The sequence below is a fragment of the Thalassococcus profundi genome, from assembly GCF_003344785.1.
Taxonomy (GTDB): Bacteria; Pseudomonadota; Alphaproteobacteria; order Rhodobacterales; family Rhodobacteraceae; genus Puniceibacterium; species Puniceibacterium profundi.
The window spans coordinates 313136-336465 of sequence record NZ_QPMK01000002.1 but is presented as its reverse complement, the minus strand read 5'-3'; the positions used below and the strand labels follow the sequence as shown (position 1 = coordinate 336465).

Here is a 23330-nt window from a genome sequence, read left to right as displayed (position 1 = left end):
CCGCGCCCAGCTCTGACGCGGGCGGTATGAACTCAAGACTGGCATCGCACCTCTGCTCGGACGGGTCGGCTTGCCGCGCCGTATGATCAGATAAACGTGTCGAGAATTCGGCGCCACGGGTGATTTTCACGGGCAAGCTGCGGTGCAGCATGATTTTCCCGTGGTATTTGGCCGCTGGCCGCGTCGGATTTCCGGCAACTGTGGCAAATATGGCTCCTATGCTGCTGCATTTTTGCGCTAGAAGACGGACGGGACTGCTGCCTGGAACCCGAATGGACTTTTATGTGAAATCGCAGCGCGTGCAGGTCAACGTCGCGACCTGGGCCGGGCTGAAGGCACGTGTCGCCGAGCGGCTGGCGCGGCGCGAAGGCTTTGCGCTGGCCACGATCAACCTCGACCACCTGGTCAAGCTGCGCGCCTCGCCGGAATTCCGCGCGGCCTATGCGGCGCAGGACATGGTGGTGGCCGACGGCAATCCCATCGTCTGGATGTCGCGGGTGGCCGGAAAACCGGTGGAACTGATCCCCGGGTCGGAAGTGATCCTGCCGATGTGCCGGATCGCGGCGCGGCAGGGGGTGACGGTGGCGCTGGTGGGCAGCACGCCGCCAGCATTGCAGGGGGCGAAATCCTATCTCGAACGCGAGGTGCACGGGCTGAGCGTGGTGGCTACGATCTCTCCGCCGTTCGGGTTCGACCCCGAAGGCGCAGAGGCGCGGGCGATCCTCGAAGAGATCAACGAGTCCGGCGCGGGGCTGTGTTTCGTCGCGCTGGGCGCGCCCAAGCAAGAGATGTTCTGCGCGGCAGGACGGCTTTATGCGCCCGAGATCGGCTTTGCCTCGATCGGCGCGGGGCTGGATTTCTTTGCCGGAACACAGGTGCGCGCCCCGCTCTGGGCGCGGCGGCTGTCGCTGGAATGGCTGTGGCGTGCGGCGACCTCTCCGCGGCGGCTGGGGCCGCGCTATGCGCAGTGCCTGGGGATTCTGCCGGGCCAGATGCTGCGGGCGTTCCTGCAACGGGTGTTTCCGAAGCGGTCCTGAGTGCGGTGGCGGGACGGGACGGGGCCGGACCCGCCGCAGCGGGGTCAGGAACAGGGGCGCGGACGAATTGACGGCACTGCTTGCGCAACGCGAAAAACGCGCCCCTGCAGGCGCATTGCCCGCTCAGCCTGTCCGATCCGGCTTACTTTCCCCAAGAGTTACGTCACTTTCGATGACAATTGTCGGCAACCTGTTGCCGATCCGCATCCGTTTTCCGCCAGCTCGGCGGACCGGTCTTCGAAAAACCGCGGTGCCGGCGCCGCAGTGTCCTGGCCGAGCCAGTCATAGACTTGTGCGATCTGTGCGGCCTTGCGGCTCCAGGTGAAATGGCTTTTCACCCGCGCCCGGGCGGCGGCGGCCGTCGGCGCCAGCGCGGCCGGATCGACGGCAAGCTTTGCCAGCGTCGCGCCGAAACCTTGCACGATCTCGGCGCGCGTGCCGCAGGGCACCTTGTGGCCCAGCCCCGGCTGCACCAGTTCTCCCGGACCCGCGTAGTCGACGATCAGCGGCACGACACCCAGCGCCATCGCCTCGAGCACCACGCCGCCTCCGAATTCGCGGATCGACGGAAAGGACAGGACGTGGCTCTGCGCCAGTATCCGCTGCACGTCGCGGTGATCGACCCAGCCGTGAAAGGTGACACCGGGCAGGCCGTCGGCCATCGCCCGCAACTGCGGCATCATCGGCCCGTCGCCGATCAGATCGAGCGTCATCCGGCCGTCGCGCAGCAGCGGGGCTGCGGCCTCGATCAGCATGTCCGGCCCCTTGTAGGGCACCAGCCGTCCGACGAAGGCGGCGCGTAGAACAGGACCCTCGGGCGCGGCCTGCAACGCGAACCGGGCGGGGTCGATGCCGTTTTCGGGCAGGTAGATCACCTTGTCGGCAAAGTCCGCGGGAATTTCCGATGCGGTGTGCCGCGACCCGGCAAGGATTGCGCTGGCGTGGCGCAGCGTGGCCCGTCGTCCGGGCAGGGCCTTGTAGGCGCCGCGCAGGTAGCTCAGCCATTCCTTTTCGCGGCGCCGTTCGGCGTCGAAGCCGCGCGGCCAGGGCACCCCGCCGTTGAGCGGACCCAGAACGAAGGGTACGCCTGCGCGCGCACATTTCCCTGCCAGCGAAGACGAGATCGTCGGGCTGAGCGGGGTGATCCGGTGGACGATGTCATACGCGCCGCGGCGGATCGCCGGGCCGAACCGCTTCCAGACCAGCCGTTCGAACCAGGGATAGCTGATGGCGTTGATCGCCTGCACCATGGTCCAGCCCTTGCCTTCCCCCATGCGCAGCCTTTCCGCCAGCGCCCAGAGCGGGGCGGCAAAAGCCTCGGAATCGATGACGGTGAAATCGCGGCCTTCGATCAGCCCGGCGCGCAGGATGGCGTCGCGGTTGCGGATCTGCGTGACCAGATGCACGTCGGCCACCTCGCGCAGCGCCTGCGCCAGCGACCAGCCGACAAGCGGTACGCTGACCCATTCGGGATTGGCCGCTTCGGCAATAGCCAAGACTTTGGGGCGGGGGGTGGCGGTGCTCATGGTCTTGACCTCACAAAATCGACTGCCAGCGCAGGGCGTTCAGCCCCGTCCGCGACAGCCGCGCGGTCTTTAACGCCTCTGCATGGCCGGTGAGCGCCCCGGCCAGCAACCAGGTCAGCGGGGTGATCGAGGCGTTGGGCAGAAGGTCGAACATGTTGATCGCCAAAAGCAGGGACAGTGGCGCGATATAGGCCGACACCCGGCCGTCGCGATCCGCGATAGCCTCGCGCCAGAGCAGGATCAGCGGCAGCAGCAGCAAACCGAATTCAGCGAGGAACCCGACCCAGCCGTAGATGCCGATGACGATGACCCAGCGCCCGTCGGACACCGTCAGCATCTCGCCCGTGACCGGGTCGAGGATCTGGTTGCGCCCCCAGCTGCCCCAGCCGAAGACCGGTTTCAGATAGGCGCGTTCGAGCAGGATGTTCTCGTTGTCGAAGCGGAACTGCAGCGAATCGGCGCGGGTCTGGTCGATACTCGCCACCTGTTCGAGCAGCTTGTCCTGCGGAATGATGTCGGCGCCCTTCAGGATCGGGTAGGCCACCGCCAGCGCGCCGATGACGATCGCCACCTTGATCTGCATGATCCGCCCCAGCAGCAGCACGCAGGGCAGCAGCACCACGAAGAAGATCAGCGCGCCCAGAGATTTCGCCAGCACCAGAACCACGGCAAGATAGCCGCCGGCGATCAGGTAGCCGATCTTGCGCTTCTCGGCGTCCTGCCGCCAGAGCGCCACGGCAGAGACCGCCGTGGTCATGCAGAAGAACGCCACCCACAGCCCGTGGTAGAGGAACACCACCGGGCGGAACCCGTCGTCGCGGATCGCCTGCGCAAAGAGGTGCTGGTAGTAGCCGTAGATCCACATGTTGAGCTGCGGCGACAGGCGCACCTCGATCAGCATGAGCAGCGAATAGACCAGCCCCCAGATCACGAAGGCCTTGAGCAGATCGCGCTGCGACCCGCCGTCCGCGAGGAACCGCCGCCCGAGCAGGAACGGCAGCACGCCCAGGAACTGTTGCAGGGGCAGGGCGATGGCATCCTTGAGGCCCAGCCCCGGCAGGCCGATGCGCCCGAAGAACACCACTTCGGGGTTGGTGAAGACCGTGACCATGGGCGAGAACACGTAAGTGACGAGCAGCACACGGCCGATCATGGATTGCGGCAGGATCGACCCGCGCAGCCCGAACATCCACAGGCAGCAGGCGAAGGCCGCGAGCGCCGGGATATTGTGCTTGTGCAGCGGCGGGATCAGCGGCAGGTCGAAGGCCGCGGGCGGTTCGGGCAGGAACAGGTATCCGACGAGGATCGACAGGATCAGCGCCCGTTCCACCGGCAGGCGGCGGAACAGCATTACCGTGGCGATCGGCCAGATCGCCAGCGCAAGATAGGCAATGGGGTTCGGCATCCCGGCTTGAGCCCTCGCAACATGCGCCCCGCAGGCCCCCCATGCCCCGGTGCGCAGGCGGCAGGGTATCAACCGCGGCTGCCGGAGTCTTGTGCCTTCTGCCCCGCACGGGACATAAGTTGCAGGCTATGGCAATATCGCCGCGCCTGTCCCGGTGTTGTCGCTGGCGCCGCTCTGGACTTATTGCGCCGCGCACGCTGGCCCTATCGCCCCCGTCCCGGCGGCTTTAGGTATCGTGCAACCCCGACCCCAGAGGATGTCGCCCATGAAGATGACCACCGAAGAAGCCTTTGTGAAAACCCTGCAGCGGCACGGGATCGAACATGCCTTCGGCATCATCGGGTCGGCCTTCATGCCGATTTCCGACCTCTTTCCCCGCGCCGGCATCACCTTCTGGGACTGCGCGCACGAAGGGTCGGGCGGGATGATGGCCGACGGCTATACCCGCGCATCGGGCAAGATGAGCATGATGATCGCGCAGAACGGCCCCGGCATCACCAATTTCGTGACGGCGGTAAAGACCGCCTACTGGAACCACACGCCGCTGTTGTTGGTCACGCCCCAGGCCGCCAACAAGACCATCGGCATGGGCGGGTTCCAGGAAGTCGAGCAGATGAAGCTGTTCGAGGACATGGTCGCCTACCAGGAAGAGGTGCGCGATCCCTCGCGAGTGGCCGAGGTGCTGAACCGGGTGATCCTGCAGGCGAAGCGCGCCTCGGCGCCCGCGCAGATCAACATGCCGCGGGATTTCTGGACGCAGGTGATCGACATCGAGATCCCCGAGGTCGTGGAGTTCGAACGCCCCGGCGGCGGCGAAACCGCCATCGCGAAGGCGGCCGAGCTGCTGTCGCAGGCGAAATTCCCGGTGATCCTGAACGGTGCGGGCGTGGTGCTGGCGGGGGCGATCCCGTCGACTATCAAGCTGGCCGAGAAACTCGCGGCTCCGGTCTGCGTGGGCTATCAGCACAACGACGCCTTCCCGGGCTCGCATCCGCAATTCGCCGGGCCGCTGGGCTACAACGGGTCCAAGGCGGGGATGGAACTGATCGCGCAGGCCGACGTGGTGCTGTGCCTCGGCACGCGGCTCAACCCGTTCTCGACCCTGCCGGGCTATGGCATCGACTACTGGCCCAAGGACGCGGCGATCATCCAAGTGGACATCAACCCCGACCGCATCGGCCTGACCAAGAAGGTCAGCGTCGGCATCGTGGGCGATGCGAAGAAGGTGGCAGAGGCGCTGCTCGACAAGATCGGGGAGGTTTCCGACGAAAGCCAGCGCGCCCGGCTCGACACCATCGCGCAGACGAAATCCGCTTGGGCGCAGCAGCTTTCGAGCATGGATCACGAGGACGACGATCCCGGCACCACCTGGAACGAACGCGCCCGCAAGGCAAAACCGGACTGGATGAGTCCCCGCATGGCCTGGCGCGCGATCCAGAGCGCGCTGCCGCGAGAGGCGATCATCAGCTCGGACATCGGCAACAACTGCGCCATCGGCAATGCCTACCCGAGTTTCGAGGAGGGGCGGAAATACCTCGCCCCCGGGCTCTTCGGCCCCTGCGGCTATGGCCTGCCCAGCATCATCGGCGCCAAGATCGGCTGCCCGGACGTGCCGGTGGTGGGCTTTGCGGGCGACGGTGCTTTCGGCATCGCAGTGACAGAGTTGACCGCCATCGGCCGTCCGGAATGGCCCGCGATCACCATGGTGGTCTTCCGCAACTACCAATGGGGCGCGGAAAAGCGGAACTCGACCCTGTGGTATGACGACAATTTCGTCGGCACGGAACTGGACGACGGGGTGAGCTACGCGGGTATCGCGCAGGCCTGCGGATTGCAGGGGGTTCAGGCGCGCAGGATGGAAGAGCTGACGGCGGCGCTGGAGCAGGCGATCACCGACCAGATGCAGCACGGCAAGACCACGCTGATCGAGGCGCTGATCAACCAGGAACTGGGCGAGCCCTTCCGCCGCGATGCGATGAAGAAGCCGGTGGCGGTGGCCGGGATCGACAGGGCCGACATGCGGCCGCAGGGGGTGTGAGCACGTTCGCGAATTGCGCCCGGCCCGAACAGCACCGCAGGTGCCGGGCCAGCGGCAGCCCGCCCCACCGGGCTGCCGCTTTGGTTGAACAAGGCGCGTAGTGGGAATGTACGACGGACTTGGCCGGGATAAAGTGCGTTGCGGAGAGGTACGAGCGGCACCCCGGCGGACTGCCACTCGCCCGGCACTCGGCCCGTTTCAAGCGGGGTTGACGCGGCCTTGCCCAAAGGCAGTCTGGGGCTGTCCCGGAAAAGAGATCACTTGATGACCGACCCCTTTCCCTTCCTGTCCCGCACCCGCGCCGAATGTCCGCCGACTCTGCTCGACCGTGCCCGCGCGCATCCGGCGCCTCGGGTGGCGCTGGTCAATGCCGGGGCCGAGAACCCTTTGCAAGGCCTGCGCGAAGCGGCGGAGATGGGCCTGGCCGACCCGATCCTGATCGGGGACGAGACCAAGATTCGCGCCACCGCCGAGCGCATCGGCTGGGACATCGGCGGGATGCGGCTGATCCACGCCCCGCACGAACATGCCGCCCCCGAAGCCGCACGCCTGGCGCGCGAGGGCGAGGCGGATGCGATCATGAAGGGGCAGGTCCACACCTCGACCTTCCTCAAGGGGCTGCTGCCCTCCAGCGCCGGTCTGCGGGAAAAGGGCGCGCGCTGCGGCCATGTGTTCCACATCACCAGCCCGACCTCCGAACGGCCCCTTCTGCTGACCGACGCGGCGCTCAACGTCGATCCCGACGTCGAGACCCGGCAGGCCTGCCTCGCCCATGCAGTCGCCCTGTCGCAACTCCTGGGCACCGGACGGCCCAAGGCGGGCATCCTCGCCCCGACCGAAGACCCGATCCCCTCGGTGCCCAACACGATGGAGGCGCGCGACATCGCGCTTTGGGCGAAGGATCACCTGCCGCAGGCCATCGTGCAGGGGCCGATGGCGCTGGACCTGATCTTTTCCGCTGAAGCCGCGCAGGTGAAGAACTTCGAGTCCGACGTGGCGGGCGACGCCGACATCATGCTGGTCCCCAACATCACCAGCGGCAATGCGCTCTTCAAGCTGATGAGCCTCGGCATGGGGTGCTGCTGCGCGGGGGTGGTGCTGGGAGCCAAGGTGCCGATCCTGCTTACCTCGCGGGCGCAGGCGGCGCCGGACCGCATCGCCTCTGCCGCGCTGGGCGCGATCCTGGCGGCACGATGATCCTGGTCGTCAACGCCGGATCGTCCTCGATCAAGATCGCGCTCTTCGACCGCGACCTGTCGCCCGTGCTGTCGGGCGCCGTGTCCGAGATCGGCGGCGCGGGCCGGATCACGCTGGGGGACGTGGACCGGTCGCTGTCCGTCCCCGATCATGGCGCGGCACTGGATGCGCTGCTGGGCGCGCTGGCAGACGCGGGTCATCCGCTCAATGCAGTCACGGCGGCCGGTCACCGTGTTGTGCATGGTGGCGCGACGCTGACCCGGCCGGAGCGGATTACGCCCCCGACCCTCGACGCGATCCGCGCCTGCATCCCGCTCGCCCCGCTGCACAACCCGCACAACCTCGCCGGGATCGAGGCGCTGGCGGCGAGTGCGCCCGACCTGCCGCAGGTCGCCTGTTTCGACACCGCCTTTCACGCCACAAACCCTGCCGTCGCCACGACCTATGCCCTGCCGCCTGATGTCACCGCCGAGGGATACCGCCGTTACGGCTTTCACGGCATCAGCTACGCCTCGCTGGTCGAGGCGCTGCCGCGGATCACCGGCGCCCCGGTGCCCGACCGCCTGCTGGCCTGTCACCTGGGCAACGGCGTGTCGCTTTGCGCGATCAAGGCGAACCGGTCCGTCGCCACGACCATGGGCTATTCGCCGCTCGAGGGGCTGACCATGGGCACGCGGTCCGGCAGCATCGACGCCAATGCGGTTCTGGCGCTGGCGGCGCAGCACGGCATCGACGTCACGACCGACCTGCTGAACAAGCGCGCGGGGCTTCTGGGTCTCTCGGGCGACACCTCGGACATGCGCGGCCTGCTGGCCTCGGACGATCCCGCCGCGCGCTTCGCGGTCGATCACTTCGTCTACTGGGCCTGCCGCCATGCCGGTTCGATGATCGCGGCGATGGAGGGCCTCGATGCGGTGGCCTTCACCGGCGGCATCGGCGAACACGCCGCCCCGATCCGCGACCGGATCATGCAGGGCCTCGTCTGGGCCGGGCCGGTGCCGCATCACGTCGTCCCCGCCGCAGAGGAACGCCGGATCGCCGCCGACACGTTGCAGCTGCTGGAGGCGCCATGAAACGCCTGTCGCGCCCGGCCGCTCAAACCTGCGCAAGCGTTCGGTTTTTCGCCGACCGGACAGAAAAATCTTTCTCCATTCCGGTGGATCGCCTAGCGTCGGACGCAATCCTAACCAAGGGCAAGTCATGGGCCTGAGCCAGCCAGATCTCGACACGTCGCCGCCCGTGTCGGACGAGGTGCGCAAGACCACCTGCTACATGTGCGCCTGCCGCTGCGGCATCAACGTGCACCTGAAGGACGGCAAGGTCGCCTATATCGAGGGCAACCGCGACCACCCGGTCAACAAGGGCGTGCTCTGCGCCAAGGGCAGCGCCGGGATCATGCAGCACAACGCCCCCGCCCGCCTGCGCGCGCCCTTGCGCCGCGTTGGACCGCGCGGGTCGGGCGAGTTCGAGGAGATCAGCTGGGACGAGGCCTTGCAGACCGCCGTCGACTGGCTGCAGCCGATCCGCGACACGGCGCCGGAAAAGCTCGCCTTCTTCACCGGGCGCGACCAGTCGCAAAGCTTCACCAGTTTCTGGGCGCAGAACTTCGGCACGCCCAACTACGCCGCCCACGGCGGGTTCTGCAGCGTCAACATGGCGACCGCGGGTATCTACACCATGGGCGGCGCGTTCTGGGAGTTCGGCCAGCCGGACTGGGAGCATACGAAGCTCTTCATGCTCTTCGGCGTGGCCGAGGATCACGACAGCAACCCGATCAAGATGGGGCTGGGCCGGCTCAAGGAACGCGGCGCCAAGGTCATCGGCGTCAACCCGATCCGGTCGGGCTACAACGCCATCGCCGACGACTGGGTCGGCATTACGCCCGGTACCGACGGTCTCTTCATTCTGGCGCTGGTGCACGAGCTTCTGCGCGCGGGCAAGATCGACCTCGACTACCTCGCGCGCTACACCAACGCGCCGGTTCTGGTGAACCTCGATCCCAAGTCGCCCGAGCACGGGTTGTTCCTGCGCGACGAGGACGGCAAACCGCAGGTCATCGACCGCGCCACCGGAAAGCTCGCCGCCTTCGACAAGCCGAGGGTGCGGCCCGACCTCGCGGGCAAGTATCGGCATGCGGGCGTGACCCACCGCCCGGTCATGCACCTGATGGCCGAACGTTACCTCGACGGGAAATATTCTCCCGAGGCGGTCGAGACCCGCTGCGGCATCCCCGCCGCCCGCATCCGCCGCATTGCCGCCGAACTGGCCGAGGTGGCCTTTGGTGATCCCATTGTGCTCGACCGGGAATGGACCGATTTCCGCGGTGAGACTCACACCCAGATGATCGGCCGCCCGGTCAGCTTTCACGCCATGCGCGGCGTCAGCGCCCATTCCAACGGCTTCCAGACCTGCCGCGCCCTGCACATGCTGCAGATCCTGCTTGGCAGCGTCGAGACGCCCGGCGGCTTCCGGTTCAAACCGCCCTATCCGCGGCCCGTGGAGGCACATCCGACCCCGCACAGCTATACCAAACCCGGCAGTCCGCTGAACGGCCCGCACCTGGGCTTTCCCCGCGGGCCCGAGCATCTGGCGCTCAGGGAGGACGGCACGCCCGCACGCATCGACAAGGCCTTCACCTGGGAAAATCCGCTCAGCGCCCATGGCCTGATGCACATGGTGATTTCCAACGCGCATGCCGGCGATCCTTACAAGATCGAAACGCTGTTTCTCTACATGGCGAACATGGCGTGGAATTCGTCGATGAACACGCGCGGCGTGATGGAGATGCTGACCGACACCGACGAAAATGGCGACTACGTGATCCCGCGGATCATCTGTTCCGATGCCTATTCGTCCGAGATGGTCGCCTATGCCGACCTGATCCTGCCCGACACGACGTACCTGGAACGCCACGACTGCATCTCGCTGCTCGATCGTCCGATATCCGAACCCGACGCCGCCGCCGACGCGATCCGCTGGCCGGTGGTGCCGCCCGACCGCCCCGGCCACGCAGGCGTGCGCGGCTTTCAGTCGGTGCTCTGCGATCTCGGCGCGCGGCTGAAGCTGCCCGGCTTCACCAAGGCCGACGGCTCGCAGAAATACGCAGACTATGCCGATTACATCACCCACCACCAGCGCAAGCCCGGCCTCGGTCCGCTGGCGGGGTTCCGGCTGGGGCCGAAGGGGCTGACCGACGGCAAGGGCGATCCGAACGAGGCGCAGCTCGACAGCTACATCGCCAACGGCGGTTTCAGGCAATTCCATATCGCGCCCGAGGCCGCCTATTTCAAACCCTGGAACGCGGCCTACCAGGACTGGGCGGTGTCGATGGGATTCTACGACAGCCCGCAACCCTATCTCTTTCAGCTCTACGTGGAGCCGCTGCGCAAGTTCCAGCTGGCCGCCGAAGGCAAGGGAGACCGACAGCCGCCCGAGCACCTGCGCGGTCGCATGAAGGCGACCATGGACCCGCTGCCGATCTGGTACCCGCCGCTGTCGGACGGGCACGAGGATCCGGTCGAATTCCCGATCCACGCGCTGACCCAGCGGCCGATGGCGATGTATCATAGCTGGGGCAGCCAGAACGCCTGGCTGCGGCAGATCCACGGGCGCAACCCGCTCTACCTGCCGACCTACTGGATGGAGAAACTGAAATTGCGCGACGGCGACTGGGTGCGGGTGATCTCGAGCCACGGCAGCATCACCGTGCCCTGCGCCCACATGGCCGCGCTCAACCCCAACACGGTCTGGACCTGGAACGCCATCGGCAAGCGCAAGGGCGCCTGGGCGCTGGACAAGGATGCGCCCGAAGCAACCAGGGGGTTCCTGCTCAACCATCTCATCCACGAGCTTCTGCCGCCCAAGGGCGACGGGCTGCGCTGGGCCAATTCGGATCCGATCACCGGACAGGCCGCCTGGTTCGACCTGCGGGTGCGGCTGGAAAAATCCGCCGATCCCGGAGAGTCGCTGCCGGTCTTCCACGCGCAAGGCTCGCCCGTGCCGCCGGCCCCCGGCACGCTGCGATGGACGGTGGGCTCATGACCCGCACCCTTCTTCGGTTCACAATAACCCTCAGAGAGCACGAGAGACAGCGTCTCTCGTATCCCGGCACGGGATTGCGGCGCGATAACCGCAGCCACACGCGCGAGGGCCGGCCATGACCCGCGCGATGAAACGCACCCTGCTGGCCATCGCGGTTTTCGTGGCGGTGATGCTCGGCACCTTCATCTGGTTCGTCGCCAGCTGGGACCCGACCCGCGAAGAGCCGGTGTCGCAGATCGCGGCGGAGCCGGCGCGGAGCTCCGCATGACCGATCTGCCCGAAACCACCGACCGCAAGATGGGCCTTGTCATCGACCTCGACACCTGCGTCGGCTGTCATGCCTGCGTCATCAGCTGCAAGGGCTGGAACACGGAAAACTACGGCGCGCCGCTCTCTGACCAGGAGCCCTACGGCGCCGATCCGTCGGGCACCTTCCTGAACCGCGTGCACAGCTACGAGGTGCAGCCCGAGACCGGCCCGGCCCAGCTGGTGCATTTCCCGAAATCCTGCCTGCATTGCGAAGACGCGCCCTGCGTCACCGTCTGCCCCACCGGCGCCAGCTACAAGCGGACCGAGGACGGGATCGTGCTGGTGAATGAGTCGGACTGCATCGGCTGCGGCTTGTGCGCCTGGGCCTGTCCCTACGGCGCGCGCGAGATGGATGCGGCCGAGGGCGTTATGAAGAAATGCACGCTCTGCGTCGACCGCATCTACAACGACAACCTGCCCGAAGAGGACCGGGTGCCCGCCTGCGTGCGCACCTGCCCCTCGGGTGCGCGGCACTTCGGCGATCTCGGCGATCCGGACAGCGCGGTCAGCCAGCTGGTCGCGGAGCGCGGCGGCATGGACCTGATGCCGGAACAGGGCACGAAACCCGTCAACAAGTACCTGCCGCCGCGCCCCCGCGACCGCTGGACCGACCAGTCGGTCCTGGCGCCGTTCCTCGAACCTGTGGCCGAAGAGCCGCGCGGCTTCCTCGCCTGGCTCGACCGCGCGCTGGAGACGCTCTGACATGCATCCGGCGCCGTCGATCATTGCCTTCACCACCTTTTCGGGGCTGGGTTTCGGGCTGCTCTTCTGGCTCGGCATCGACCCGACGCCACCTAGCGGCTGGGTCGGTTTCGTCTTCTTCCTCATCGCCTATCTGATGGCCGTCGGCGGGCTGCTGTCCTCGGCGCTGCATCTCGGCCATCCCGAACGTGCGCTCAAGGCATTCACGCAATGGCGGTCGAGCTGGCTCAGCCGCGAAGCGGTCTGCGCGGTGGCGACGTTGACGATCATCGGGGTTTACGCCGCCTGCCTCGTTCTGGGCGGCTGGCATGTCGCGCCGCTCGGCTGGCTGGGCGCGCTGTTGAGCCTCGGTACGGTGTTCACCACGTCGATGATCTACACCCAGCTGAAAACCGTCCCGCGCTGGAACATGCCGCTGACCCCGGCGCTGTTCCTCGCGCTGTCTCTGGCGGGCGGGGCGCTTTTGGCCGGGCGGGTCACGACGGCGCTGGTGCTGCTGCTTTTGGCAGGGGCGGTGCAGGTGGCCTGGTGGTGTCTGGGCGACCGGCGGCTCAGCCAGTCCGGCACCGATATCGGCACCGCCACGGGGCTCGGGTCGCGCGGGGCCGTCCGCGCTTTTGAGCCGCCGCATACCGGCAGCAATTACCTGATGCGCGAGATGGTCTTCGTCGTGGGCCGGCGCCATGCGCTCAAGCTGCGGGCTATCGCGCTGATCCTGATGCTGGTGGTGCCGGTGGCGCTGCTGCTTCTACCCTTCGGCCACCTGCTGGCGCTGGTGGCGGTGCTGAGCCATGTGGCCGGCGTGCTGGTGTCGCGCTGGCTGTTCTTTGCAGAGGCCGAGCACGTGGTCGGCCTCTATTACGGCGCGCGGTAAAGTCAGGCGGCCAGCAGCGCCGCTGCCTCGGACTGGCTGAGGAAATCCACCATCTCGGGGGTGATGTCCGACGGGGTGACGCCCGGCAGGTAGCAGACCAGCCGATCGCCCAGGTCGGTCTTCAACGTCACGCGGGTTTCATCGAATTCGTCATCGTAGCTGAAATCGAGATCTCCGAACTCCGGCACCTCGGCCGCGTCGGGATAGGTCACCACCAGCGTGTCCTGGCCCGGGGTGAAGTCCTCGAACCAGGCCTCGGGGCCGTCGTCGATCACGCGCACGAAGGTGTCGCGGCCCTCGCCCCCGGTGGCCCGGTCGCCCCCGCCCGCGGCCAGCACGTCGTCGCCGCGTTCGCCGTGCAGCACGTCGATGCCGTCGCCGCCGATCAGCGTGTCATGCTCGATTCCGCCCTCCAGCGTGTCGTTGCCCGCGCCGCCGTCCAGCCAGTCGTTCGAGGCATCGCCCATCAGCAGGTCGTCACCCGCATCGCCCGACATCGTGTCGAACCCGGCACCGCCCACCATCGTGTCGTGGCCCTCGCCGCCGAACGCGAGGTCGCGCCCGGTCTGGCCGTCCACCAGGTCGTCGCCCGGCCCGCCGTCCAGCGTGTCATGCGCGACACCGCCGTAAAGCGAATCGTTGCCCTCGCCGCCCGTGAGGGCGTCGTTGTTCTGGGCGCCGTGCAGCACGTCGTCACCGTCGCCGCCATCGAGCGTATCGTGCCCCTGCGCCCCGAAGAGCGTATCGTTGCCGTCGCCGCCGTCGATCTCGTCATGACCATGACGGCCCTGCACGAAATCGTCGCCGCCGCCGGCGTCGATCTCGTCATTGTCCCGTGTGCCGAAGATGGTGTTGTCGCCGTCGAGCATCGCTGCAAGCGTGCCGCCGGCGATCGCGGTGCCAACCAGACCCAGTATCATGAGCATAACCGTCGCGCCCCTCGTTACCCTGCTCCGCGCAGGCCGCGTGGAGTCTCGGGTATGGGGAGTATCCGCCAAGTTGGCGGATATTATGGCTCAAATACGAAACAATCGGGCGGGTATCAGGCGCGCCAGCTGTCCAGCCAACGCCGGAACCGCCCCCGCCGGGCCGCCAGGGAATCGCGTCCCGCCTCGATGCTGTCGCCCATGTCCGCCAGCACCGGGTCGATGCGTGCCTGCCGGAACCGGCGCCAGCGCACCCAGACCGCCCAGAACATCGCGGCGAGCGTGGTGAGGATGAGGATGTTGATCCAGGGAATGCCCTTGCTGGCGTCCGGTCCGTCCACCGCGCGCACGGAAATGGCGTTGGGATAGATCGACAGGAATTCGTTGCGCCAGCCGTAGTGGCGGATCAGCGCCCATTGCGCCGCGCCGCCGGTGGATTTCGATTCCAGATCCGACGCCTCGGCCTGCAGGTTTGACGTGTCGAACTTGAAATACGGCGGCCAGCCCCAGCCCGTGTCCTCGTTGCGATAGATCATCGGCTTGTTGTCGGGCAGGAAGGTCTGGATGAAGAACACGTCGCGGTTGGTCTGGTTCGGATTGTCGCCCGTCGCCGCATGGGCCCAGAAGACCGAGTTCTCGCCGAAGTCGATCCGTTCCAGGTAGGTGTCGGTGATCCGCACGATGTCCTTCTGCGGCAGGGTGTAATGCAGGAACGCCCCGAACAGCACCCAGAAGGCGATGATGAAGACCCATTTGACGTAGACCATGACCCGGCCCCCTCAGTGAAAATTGTTCAGGTAGATGATCAGACCTACCAGACACATGGGCACGATATACACACCCAGGATCAGCTTGCGACGCAGCGAATTGTCGTACTCCTTCAGGCCCTGCCGGATGAAGGCGTCGCGGTCGCCGGTCATGCCCTCTTCGTCCCATTCCGCCTCGAGCTTGCCGCGGCGCACCGAGCGGGAATAGAGCGACACGCAGATATAGACAATCGTCAGAACGACGAAGGCCACGACAAACAACCGCGCCAAGGCAAACATGTTCCTACCTCCTGACGGCGCCCCAGGGGCCGACGCGCCGGATCAGGTCCTCGGGCGCGGCGGGGGCCGGTTCGGGTTCGGCCATTGCGGCCTCGTGGCCAAAGAGTGCGCGGCGGGCCCCCACCTTGTCCACCTGATATTCGCGGGTGAGAAAGTCCACCACGTATGTCTTCTTGGTTTCGCCCCAGTCGCGGTAGAGGCGGTAGAACAGGTCCTTGTGGCAGATGAAGAGCTGCCGGATGTCTGAGGGCGCCAGCTCTGCCAGCAGCATGTTCACAAGGTCCTTGTCGGGCGTGTCCGCGGCCCGCAGGCTCAGGAAATAGCTCGGATGGTCCGAGCTGATCTGCGGCCAGGGACCGGTGCCCTCGGCCCAGGCCACCAAACGGTTCAGCCCGTGCCAGGCCTCGGGCAGCCTGTCGCCGTGACGCCGGGCGAGGCCGCGAATGTCGCGCCGTGTGGCCCCGGTGAGGTCGAGGCCCGCATCCTGCGCCGCGTCGACGACGATGAAATCCATCTTCTGCCGCAGGATCGCCGCGGCATCGAGCCCGCGCGCCTTGACGATGGGTTCGGCCATGCCGTTGGCGTCGAGGAACCGGGCGACGCGGTTGCGGTCGGTGATGTCGATCGCCTCGATCGGCAGCGTGCCCGGTTCGGGGTCGTCGCCCGTGCGGATCAGCGCCGGGTCGGCCTGCGTGCGAAAGAGGTAGAGACCGCCGAAATGCGCGGTCCAGAAATTTTCCTGCCGGAATTCCATCTGGCTCAGCCGCACCGGGTTGCGCACCACGTCGCCAGTCTTTTTCGACAGGGAGATCATGTCGGCGATCAGCACGTCGTCGTACCAGGCGTCCTCTTCGGTCATGAACCGGTCGACCATCTGCGCCAGCCGGTCCGCCTCACGCACGGTGCCGGTCGTCGTGTCGGCCTCGATCCTCACGGTGTGAATGTCGAAAAGCCGCGCCGGGTCGCTGACGTCGTAGACCGAGTTCAAGAGCTCTCCCGCCACCGCGTCCCGCGCGGTCAGGGCGAAGAGCTCGCGCTCGTTCTCCTCGATGAACTGCCGGAGTATGCCGCGCGAGGTGGAGAACTTGGCCCCCAGGAGCGGTGCGGTCTTCTGTTGCGTGGTGAGCAGGATGAACTGCCGGTTCACCCCGTTGTGGTTGAGGTAGAGCGGATCGTCCAGCGCATCACCCACCTCGGGCGAATACCCCGAGATGTCGATGTGAAACTCCGTCAGCGCCGTGGTCCTGCCTGTCAGATGCATGAGCGCCCGGTTGTAGCGCTCCACCAGCGCCGGGCTGTCCACCTTGACGAGGTTTCCGAACATGAGGCCGGCTTCGATGAGGCGTCTCATGCCGCATCCTTCATGTGACCACCACGGAAGACGCCCGTAGCTGCGCGCGATCTCGCGGCATTGCCCGCCCATGTCTTCCCGCCGCACAGCCGGGACCGCGAGACCGGCGTTCCGAGACCACAGGCGCACTCCGACGCCCCCCGTACCAAAGCCTTCGTCGTTTTCCGGACGCTCCCGCCTTCATCTTGCCAATAAACCTCCGGGGAGCGCGAGGGGCTGGCCCCTCGCTCCCGCCGGCGCTCACACGCGCTGCAGCAGAGGCGACGCGGGCCGCTCATCCTTTCCCCTCCAGGTAGCGCCGTTTCGCTTCTTCCTGCCGCCCGAAATCCCGCACCATCGCGTCGATGGCGGCTTCGTCGGACTTGTCGGCGTAGCGGAATTCGCTGTCCGCGTAGCGGTTGATCTCCTGGATCACCATCTCCACGGTGATGGGCTTGCGCAGGTCCGCGATCATCGCCGCCTTCTCGTCGTAGCTCTTGAAGAGGAACAGGTCCGGATTTTCCATCCATTCGTCCGGCAGTTCGAAATCCATCGCGCGGACCTTCACCGCGTCGGTGATGTTCTTGATCGCGCGACCGGTGAACCGTTCGTCCGCCTCCTGGATCGCCTTCAGGTACGTCCCCAGTTTGGCGATGGTGTCCAGCTCTCCGACCTTTGATTGCACCCGGTCGAAGACCTCCAGCAGCCCGGCCTCGTGCGGACGTGCGTGCGATGCGAAACTGGCCGCGACGGCCTTCTGGATCGCCTGCGCCTCGTAAAGCGCGTGATCGCCCAGCGGGATGTCGTGGTTCTTGCCCATCAGCAGCGCCAGGATGTCGATGTAATCCTCGCGCGTCTGCGGCCCATCGACGAGGAACCGCGCTCCGGCGCGCTGGCGCAGGGCGTCGTCCACGTTTTCGGGATAATTCGAGAACATGCCGAAGGTGCAGTTCCCGCGCACCACCGTGTTGGCCCCGGCAAAGCTTTCCATCAGGACCGAGGTGATTTCCAGCTGCCCGGCGCTCGACTGCCGGTCGCCGCGCTTGCCCGCCAGCGTGTCGATGTCGTCGATGGTGCCGAAGCCGATCACGCCAGGATCGAGGATCGTGTCGATGAAGGCCTTGGCATTCTGGCCGGACTTGCCCTGGTAGCTGTCGATGTTGTCGGTGCTGAGGTTCTGGTAGCGGAACGGGTAGCCCGCCACCTGGCAATAATCGTGGATCATCCCCGCCATCATCTGGATCAGCGTGGTCTTGCCCGTGCCCGGCTTGCCGTCGCCCATGAAGGTGAAGCTGAAACCGCCCAGTTCCGCGAACGGGTTCAGCTTGCGGTCGAAGTCGTAGGCCATCAGCATCTTGGCCAGCCGCATCGCCTGGTACTTGGCGATGTGGTTGCCGACGACCTGGTGCGGCTTCTTGAACTGCATGGTCAGGGTCGTGCCGCGCGCCCGGGTCGCCGGGGTGAAGCCGCGGATGGTGAAATCGTCCGCCTCCACCCGCCAGCCCGCGTCGGTAAAGGCACCGGTGCGCGCGGCGCCCTGCGCGCGCAGGGCGGCCTTGTCCATCAGCGCTTCGGCAAAGGCGGCGACGGTGGCCACCAGCCGCGCGTCGCCTGAGGCATGGGCGGCGATGTCCTGGTCCAGCTCCCACAGGACCCCGTGCAGCGCCAGCTGGGCGTTGTCGGTCAAAAGCTCCTCGACCTCGCCGACCTCGACCGAGGTTTCCGACGTCTGCGGGCCCAGCAGGAAGGCCAGCGCATTGCCGAAGACATGCGCCACCGCCAGCGCCTCGGCGCTCAGCAGTTCGGAGAACTCGGTCTTGCGGTCGGCGGCGAGCGTGCCTTGCAGGTTGCCGCGCTTGAGATCGCCGAGGCCGGTCGCATCCGAGAAGGTCTCGCCCACTGCGAGCGCGATGGAGAGTGCGCGGCGCAGGGCCGACATGACGCTGGCTTGCACCGGAGACACCAGCGGGTCGTCGCCCTCTGCCGCCTCGATCCGCGCCAGCAGCTGCACGCCTTCGGGCCGCGCGGTCTGGCGCGTCACCAGCCCCGGCGTGGTGGACCGGAAGGTCCGCCGCGTGCCAAGCCCCGCCGACCGTTCGGGAGCCGCCGCGGCGCCGCCCTTGGCGATGCGCGGCGCGTGGTCGAAGCCGCTCAGCAGCGCCACAGCCGCATCGTAATGCTTGCGGATATCCTCTTCGCGCAGTTCCATCAGGTCGGCGGTCACGCTCATCTCAATCGGCCCTCTTCAATACACCAGAACACGGCCCTGCGGGCTCACGACGAATTTGCGCACCGTCGCGAAGCCGGGCGGGTTCTTTTCGGTCAGCACCTGGAAGGGACGTTCAGGCAGGACGATCATCCGGTCTGTACGGGTGGCGCCGGTGTCCGCGCTGCGGCCCGAGAACGGATCGAGCGCGAAGACCTCGCGCTGCACCGTGCCGAACCATCCGGCGCGCTGTTCGATGACGCGCTCGCTTTCCAGCTCTTCCAGGGTAAAGGCCAGCGTCCAGTCCTGGCCCTTGGGCGCGTGCGCCTCGGCCAGCACGTCGCGGATCGGGCCGCTTTGCCGGGTGTAGCTGTGCGAGTACATCGGACCCAGATGGAGGCGGCGCAGCCGCTTGGGGTGTACCTCATCGAAAGCTTCGTCGAAGGCCTTGGCGATGGTCAGAAGCTTCAGCCCGCCCAGCGCCTGCCCCATCAGGTGCGCCTGCACCTCGGGCCAGCGCTGCTCGTCCACCGGCAGGGCGGTGCGGCCGGTGTCCTCGACCTCCATCAGGTAGATCACCGGCAGGTTGACCTGGCTGTCGTAGACCGCCCAGTGCAGCAGGTAGCGGGTGCGCGGGTGCGACCCTTCGAGCCAGCGCGCCTCGGGATCGTTGCGCGCCCAGAAGAGCTGCCCCATGCGCAGTTCCTCGTAGTAGAGCCGCTGGCTCAGCGCGTATTGCAGGCGGGTGGGGATGGTCTGGGCGCCGACGATCTGCTCCACCATCTGTGCTTTCAGCGCCTTGGCCTCGGGCAGACTATCCAGATGGCGCGCGGCCTGCTGGGCATCGTTGGCCATGACCAGCAGCTCCGACGCGACCGGGAAGCCGGACTCGTGATCGTCCATGGTCAGTGACCCGAAGAACTGCCCTGTGTCGCGTCCGACCAGAAGGTATTTCAGAGACAGCGCGCGAAAGGTGAAGGCCAGGCCGCGCACGTAGCGAGCGATCACGTTGACCTCTTCCTTGCTCAGCCGGTCTTCGGTGTGCAGCACGGCGGCAACCCGGCCCAGGTGCGCCGTGATCGCCTCGAACTTGGCGAAGTAGCGGCGCGAGGCGAAATGATCGCTCAGCCCGACGTGGTCGCGGGAAAAGTCGGTCATGTCATCTCCGGTCCATGCGTCGTCAAGCATCGGGGACCGGGCACCGTCAGGGTGTCCCGGCCGCTCACCGAAGCGTGCCAGGGGTCAGTCATCGTTTTCGCCGCCCGCTAGCCAGTCGCCCGACCCCGTGCCGGAGTGGCTGGTGGGATCGTCGTCCCGGCGGCTCCCTCCGCCGACCCCGAAGGTTCTGAGCAGACAGCCGACGGCCACGAAGGCCGTGATGGACCCGACCGTATCGGCGCCTTGCATAAAGGCTGCCAAGGTCACCATCGCTGCTGCGGCCGAGCCGACCAGCCACAGCGCCGGACCGGCGCTGCGAAAGACTGCTTTGGCGGTGCCATTCGGCATCGGATCAGGACCCGTAGAGGTTCTTGTCGTGCTTTTCCACGATCTGGGCGAACCGCCGGGCAAAGCGTTCGTCGGCCTTGGCCTTCTGCTCCAGCACCTCGCGGGCAAAAACCATGTGGTCCTCGTGCTTTTCCATCATGTCCGCCATGCGCTGGTTCGTCGCCGTGCCGATGGCGGCCATGGCGGCTTGCGCCTCCTTGTCGGTCTGCACGCCGATCTCGTTGATGCGGTGCGCGACGTCCTGCTGCTGCGCGGTCTTGAGCGACTTGGACAGCGCGTCGTAGAGCACCACGCGCTGCTTGGTGTCGGTGCGCAGCTTGTTGATCAGCACCATCTGGGTCGCCGCCTGGTTCTGGAGGCTGTCGATCCAGGTCTTGCCCTTCTCGATGTAGCGTTCGAGCGTCTGGGACTTCGCCAGCTTGACCTGTTCGTCCTGGACCAGCACGTTGTAGCGGGCGTTCAGGTCCGCGAGTTCGGTTTCCAGCTTGGTGCGCGCCGCGGCGTCCTGTTCCACCGCGATCTTGTTCTCGATTTCGATGATCTTGGGATCCATCGCGAGGATCTCGGCCTTCACGGCCTCGAGTTCGCCCACGGTGAATTCGCGCTCGTCGAGGGTTTCGGTCAGGTTCGCCTCGACCGAGGCCTTCTGTTCGTTGAGCATCGTCAGCTGGCCTTCGAGCAGGCCGACGATCACGTCGGACTTGCTGATCAGGTCCTGCAGCTTGTCGTCGATACTGGCCATGCGGATGCGGTCCTGCCGCATTGATTCCGCCTTGGCGTCCGAGAATATGCCGACGAAGGTTTCCCAGCCGGTCTTGGTCCGCATCTCGTCGAAATCCTTTGAGAAGGCGGCAGTGACATCGTCGAGGCCCATGATCAACTCGGCGATATTGGCGTTCATAACATCGGTGTGGGCGTGCACGTCCTCGAGCGTGGCGTTCTCGATGTCGATCATCGCGTCTTCGCCATTGGCCATCTTGGCGCGGGCGGTCTCGATGCGGGTGGTCAGCTCGGCGATCTTCGCCTGCGCATCCAGCACCTGTTCCTGGCTTTCGCGCACCTGCGCATCGAAATCTGACATCGGACCCTCCGGGATAATGACCTGCTCGGTATATAGTCAATGTGAAGGGTGTTTACATCCCTTCACGTCTGTAATCTGAACGGAGTTTTGCAAAAGCCGCGGACAAAGAAAAGCGCTATGCGCGGCCCGACTCGAGCAAATGCGCCGAAAGCCGCTGCAACTGGTCTTGCAAAGCCTGCATGTCCTCAAGTGACATGCCCGTGGCGCGGGTCGCGCATTGCTGGACATGATCCGCGCGTTCGCGCAACGCCGCGCCCGACTCGGTCAGATCCACCTGCACGCGTCTTTCGTCCGCGCCGTCGCGGCGGCGTGTCACGTACCCTGTCTGGGCCAGTCGTTTCAGCAGCGGCGTGAGCGTGTTGGAGCTGAGGCCAAGACGCTTGCCGATGGTGCCGACGCTCAGCGGCGCCTCGGCCCAGAGCACCAGCATGACAAGAAACTGCGGATAGGTCAGGCCCAGAGGATCAAGCAACGGCTTGTAGACCCGCGCGAACGCATGGTTCGCGGCGTAGATGTCGAAGCAGAGCATCTGCTCCAGTCCGCTAGGCCCCGTGTTTGTCATGAACCGTACTTAGATCGCGCACGATTTGATCGCAAGGCTGTTGACTATCCCGACGAGAGTCCTTCCTTTGTATCGTACACGATTTAAGCGCATACGAACAAAATTGCGCCCGACAGCGAAAGGAGGCATCCATGCCCAGCAAGATCGTCTATTCCACTTCTGCCACCGCCACCGGCGGCGGCCGTGACGGCAAGACCGGCACCGATGACGGCACGTTCAGCACCGAACTGGCCGTGCCAAAGGAAATGGGCGGCCCTGGCGGCGATGCGCTGAACCCCGAAAAGCTTTTTGCCAGCGGCTACGCCGCCTGCTTCATGGGCGCGATGCGGTTCTATGCGGGCCAGCAGAAGATCAAGGTGCCCGACGACGCGTCGGTGCAGGTCACCGTGGGCATCGGGCCGCGCGACGATAACGGCTTCGGCCTCGACGTGAAGATCAAGGTCAGCCTGCCGGGCGTGGACGAGGCCACCGCCAAGGACCTGATCGCCGGCGGCCACCACGTCTGCCCCTATTCCAACGCCGTCACCAAGGGTCTGTCGGTCACGCCCGAACTGGCCTGATCACGTCATTGACCGGCCGCCGGGCCGCCGCGCACTCTTGCGTGGCGGCACCTTGGCCGCGTCCAACAGGAACAGGGAGACGACCATGTGTGATATCTGCGTGATGAACGCCGTGAAGGACAGGATGCTGTCGCGGCGCAGCTTTTTCCGGACCGCGGGGCTTGCGGGCGCGGGTGCGGCGCTTGCAGGAGGTTTGCCGAGCCAGACAAGGGCGGCGGCGCATTCCGGGATGACCGACCTGACGCATACGCTGTCGCCGGACTTCCCGACGTTCTTCGGAGAGCCGGGTGTCTCGACCGAGCAGGTCTACAACTTCGGCGAACACGGCTTCAACCTGCAACGGCACACCGTGAACGAACACACCGGCACCCATATCGACGCGCCGCTGCACTTTTCCGCCGATGGTGCGTCGGTGGACGAGATCGACATCGCAACGCTGATCTGCCCGCTGGTCAAGATCGACATCGCCGCGCGCGCGGCCGAGGACGCCGACACCACGCTCACTCCGGACGACATCCAGGCCTGGATCGACGCCAATGGAGAGATCCCCGACAATGCCTGCGTTGCGCTCTACTCCGGCTGGGGCGAAAAAGCCGAGGGCGACGGCTTCCGCAACTTCGACGGCGAGGCGATGCACTTCCCCGGCTTCCATGTCGAGGCGGCACAGATGCTGCTGGAAACCGGCGCGGCGTCGATCGCGTCGGACACGCTGTCGCTCGATCCCGGCACCTCCGCGGATTTCGCCGCGCATTACGCCTGGCTGCCGCAGGGGCGGTTCGGGATCGAATGCATCGCCAACCTCGACCAGTTGCCCGCCTCGGGCGCCACGGTGTTCATCGGCGCGCCCAAGATGCGCGGCGGCACCGGCGGACCCGCGCGGATCATCGCGATGGTGTGAGGTTTTAAACGAGTGCTCGTTTAACCAGTGCCCGGCGGCCGCGTTCTGCGCGGTCGCCGGGATTGTTTCGCGCGCAGCAATTTCGC

The 23330-nt window shown here is 66.3% G+C and carries 21 protein-coding genes; 10 read left to right on the top strand and 11 right to left on the bottom strand.

Annotated features, from left to right (window positions below; translation table 11 throughout):
- Positions 1-272 precede the first annotated feature (272 nt).
- Positions 273-1037, top strand: coding sequence for a WecB/TagA/CpsF family glycosyltransferase (locus DU478_RS03955; protein ID WP_114509634.1), 765 nt, complete (start codon positions 273-275; stop codon positions 1035-1037).
- A 158-nt stretch (positions 1038-1195) separates the two neighbouring features.
- Here DU478_RS03955 and DU478_RS03950 read toward each other — a convergent pair whose 3' ends face one another.
- Together DU478_RS03950 and DU478_RS03945 are read right to left on the bottom strand one after the other, a co-directional pair.
- Positions 1196-2563, bottom strand: coding sequence for a glycosyltransferase family 4 protein (locus DU478_RS03950; protein ID WP_114509633.1), 1368 nt, complete (start codon positions 2561-2563; stop codon positions 1196-1198).
- Between the two features lie 10 nt (positions 2564-2573).
- Positions 2574-3968 carry a hypothetical protein gene (locus DU478_RS03945; RefSeq protein WP_114509632.1) on the bottom strand — a complete coding sequence of 465 codons (1395 nt, stop codon included), beginning with the start codon at positions 3966-3968 and terminating at the stop codon, positions 2574-2576.
- A gap of 265 nt (positions 3969-4233) precedes the next feature.
- Between DU478_RS03945 and xsc the strand changes: the two genes are divergently transcribed.
- From xsc to DU478_RS03915, 7 genes are all read left to right on the top strand, one after another.
- On the top strand, positions 4234-6006 hold the full coding sequence (gene xsc, locus DU478_RS03940) for a sulfoacetaldehyde acetyltransferase (RefSeq protein ID WP_114509631.1): 1773 nt from the start codon (positions 4234-4236) through the stop codon (positions 6004-6006).
- 264 nt (positions 6007-6270) lie between these two features.
- Entirely contained in the window at positions 6271-7203 is a 933-nt protein-coding gene (locus DU478_RS03935; RefSeq protein WP_114509630.1) for a phosphate acyltransferase, read from the top strand.
- Positions 7200-8276 carry an acetate/propionate family kinase gene (locus tag DU478_RS03930; protein ID WP_114509629.1) on the top strand — a complete coding sequence of 359 codons (1077 nt, stop codon included), beginning with the start codon at positions 7200-7202 and terminating at the stop codon, positions 8274-8276. The genes DU478_RS03935 and DU478_RS03930 overlap by 4 nt, the downstream gene beginning before the upstream one ends.
- A 127-nt stretch (positions 8277-8403) precedes the next feature.
- Positions 8404-11244: a molybdopterin oxidoreductase family protein gene (locus DU478_RS03925; protein ID WP_114509628.1), complete on the top strand. Its 2841-nt coding sequence runs from the start codon at positions 8404-8406 to the stop codon at positions 11242-11244.
- A gap of 115 nt (positions 11245-11359) precedes the next feature.
- Positions 11360-11512 (top strand): hypothetical protein, encoded by a 153-nt coding sequence (locus tag DU478_RS22845; RefSeq protein ID WP_158545734.1) that lies wholly within the window; start codon positions 11360-11362, stop codon positions 11510-11512.
- Positions 11509-12255 carry a 4Fe-4S dicluster domain-containing protein gene (locus tag DU478_RS03920; protein ID WP_114509627.1) on the top strand — a complete coding sequence of 249 codons (747 nt, stop codon included), beginning with the start codon at positions 11509-11511 and terminating at the stop codon, positions 12253-12255. Before DU478_RS22845 ends, DU478_RS03920 begins: the two co-directional genes overlap by 4 nt.
- A 1-nt stretch (position 12256) precedes the next feature.
- Entirely contained in the window at positions 12257-13129 is an 873-nt protein-coding gene (locus DU478_RS03915) for a dimethyl sulfoxide reductase anchor subunit family protein (protein ID WP_114509626.1), read from the top strand.
- A gap of 2 nt (positions 13130-13131) precedes the next feature.
- Here the strand turns inward: DU478_RS03915 and DU478_RS03910 are convergent, their stop codons facing one another.
- The 9 genes from DU478_RS03910 to DU478_RS03870 all read right to left on the bottom strand — a co-directional run bounded on the left by DU478_RS03910 (position 13132) and on the right by DU478_RS03870 (position 21786).
- The gene (locus DU478_RS03910; RefSeq protein ID WP_158545733.1) at positions 13132-14049 is read right to left on the bottom strand and encodes a calcium-binding protein; all 918 of its coding nucleotides are present in this window, start codon (positions 14047-14049) and stop codon (positions 13132-13134) included.
- A gap of 122 nt (positions 14050-14171) precedes the next feature.
- Positions 14172-14822 (bottom strand): DUF1523 family protein, encoded by a 651-nt coding sequence (locus DU478_RS03905; protein ID WP_114509624.1) that lies wholly within the window; start codon positions 14820-14822, stop codon positions 14172-14174.
- 12 nt (positions 14823-14834) lie between these two features.
- Complete coding sequence (locus tag DU478_RS03900; RefSeq protein WP_114509623.1) at positions 14835-15101, bottom strand: hypothetical protein; 267 nt, start codon at positions 15099-15101, stop codon at positions 14835-14837.
- Between the two features lie 4 nt (positions 15102-15105).
- Positions 15106-16452: a DUF6638 family protein gene (locus DU478_RS03895; RefSeq protein WP_114509622.1), complete on the bottom strand. Its 1347-nt coding sequence runs from the start codon at positions 16450-16452 to the stop codon at positions 15106-15108.
- A 274-nt stretch (positions 16453-16726) separates the two neighbouring features.
- A complete protein-coding gene (locus tag DU478_RS03890; protein WP_114509621.1) occupies positions 16727-18661 on the bottom strand; it encodes an AAA family ATPase in 1935 nt (644 codons plus the stop codon).
- A 15-nt stretch (positions 18662-18676) separates the two neighbouring features.
- Positions 18677-19795, bottom strand: coding sequence for a hypothetical protein (locus DU478_RS03885; RefSeq protein ID WP_114509620.1), 1119 nt, complete (start codon positions 19793-19795; stop codon positions 18677-18679).
- A gap of 84 nt (positions 19796-19879) precedes the next feature.
- A complete protein-coding gene (locus tag DU478_RS03880; RefSeq protein ID WP_114509619.1) occupies positions 19880-20143 on the bottom strand; it encodes a hypothetical protein in 264 nt (87 codons plus the stop codon).
- Between the two features lie 4 nt (positions 20144-20147).
- Positions 20148-21224 carry a hypothetical protein gene (locus tag DU478_RS03875; RefSeq protein ID WP_114509618.1) on the bottom strand — a complete coding sequence of 359 codons (1077 nt, stop codon included), beginning with the start codon at positions 21222-21224 and terminating at the stop codon, positions 20148-20150.
- 115 nt (positions 21225-21339) lie between these two features.
- Positions 21340-21786: a MarR family winged helix-turn-helix transcriptional regulator gene (locus tag DU478_RS03870; RefSeq protein WP_114509617.1), complete on the bottom strand. Its 447-nt coding sequence runs from the start codon at positions 21784-21786 to the stop codon at positions 21340-21342.
- A 131-nt stretch (positions 21787-21917) separates the two neighbouring features.
- Here DU478_RS03870 and DU478_RS03865 point away from each other — a divergent pair, with 131 nt between their 5' ends.
- Both DU478_RS03865 and DU478_RS03860 read left to right on the top strand, forming a co-directional pair.
- Positions 21918-22346, top strand: coding sequence for an organic hydroperoxide resistance protein (locus DU478_RS03865; RefSeq protein WP_114509616.1), 429 nt, complete (start codon positions 21918-21920; stop codon positions 22344-22346).
- Between the two features lie 85 nt (positions 22347-22431).
- Positions 22432-23244 (top strand): cyclase family protein, encoded by an 813-nt coding sequence (locus DU478_RS03860; RefSeq protein ID WP_114509615.1) that lies wholly within the window; start codon positions 22432-22434, stop codon positions 23242-23244.
- Positions 23245-23330 lie beyond the last annotated feature (86 nt).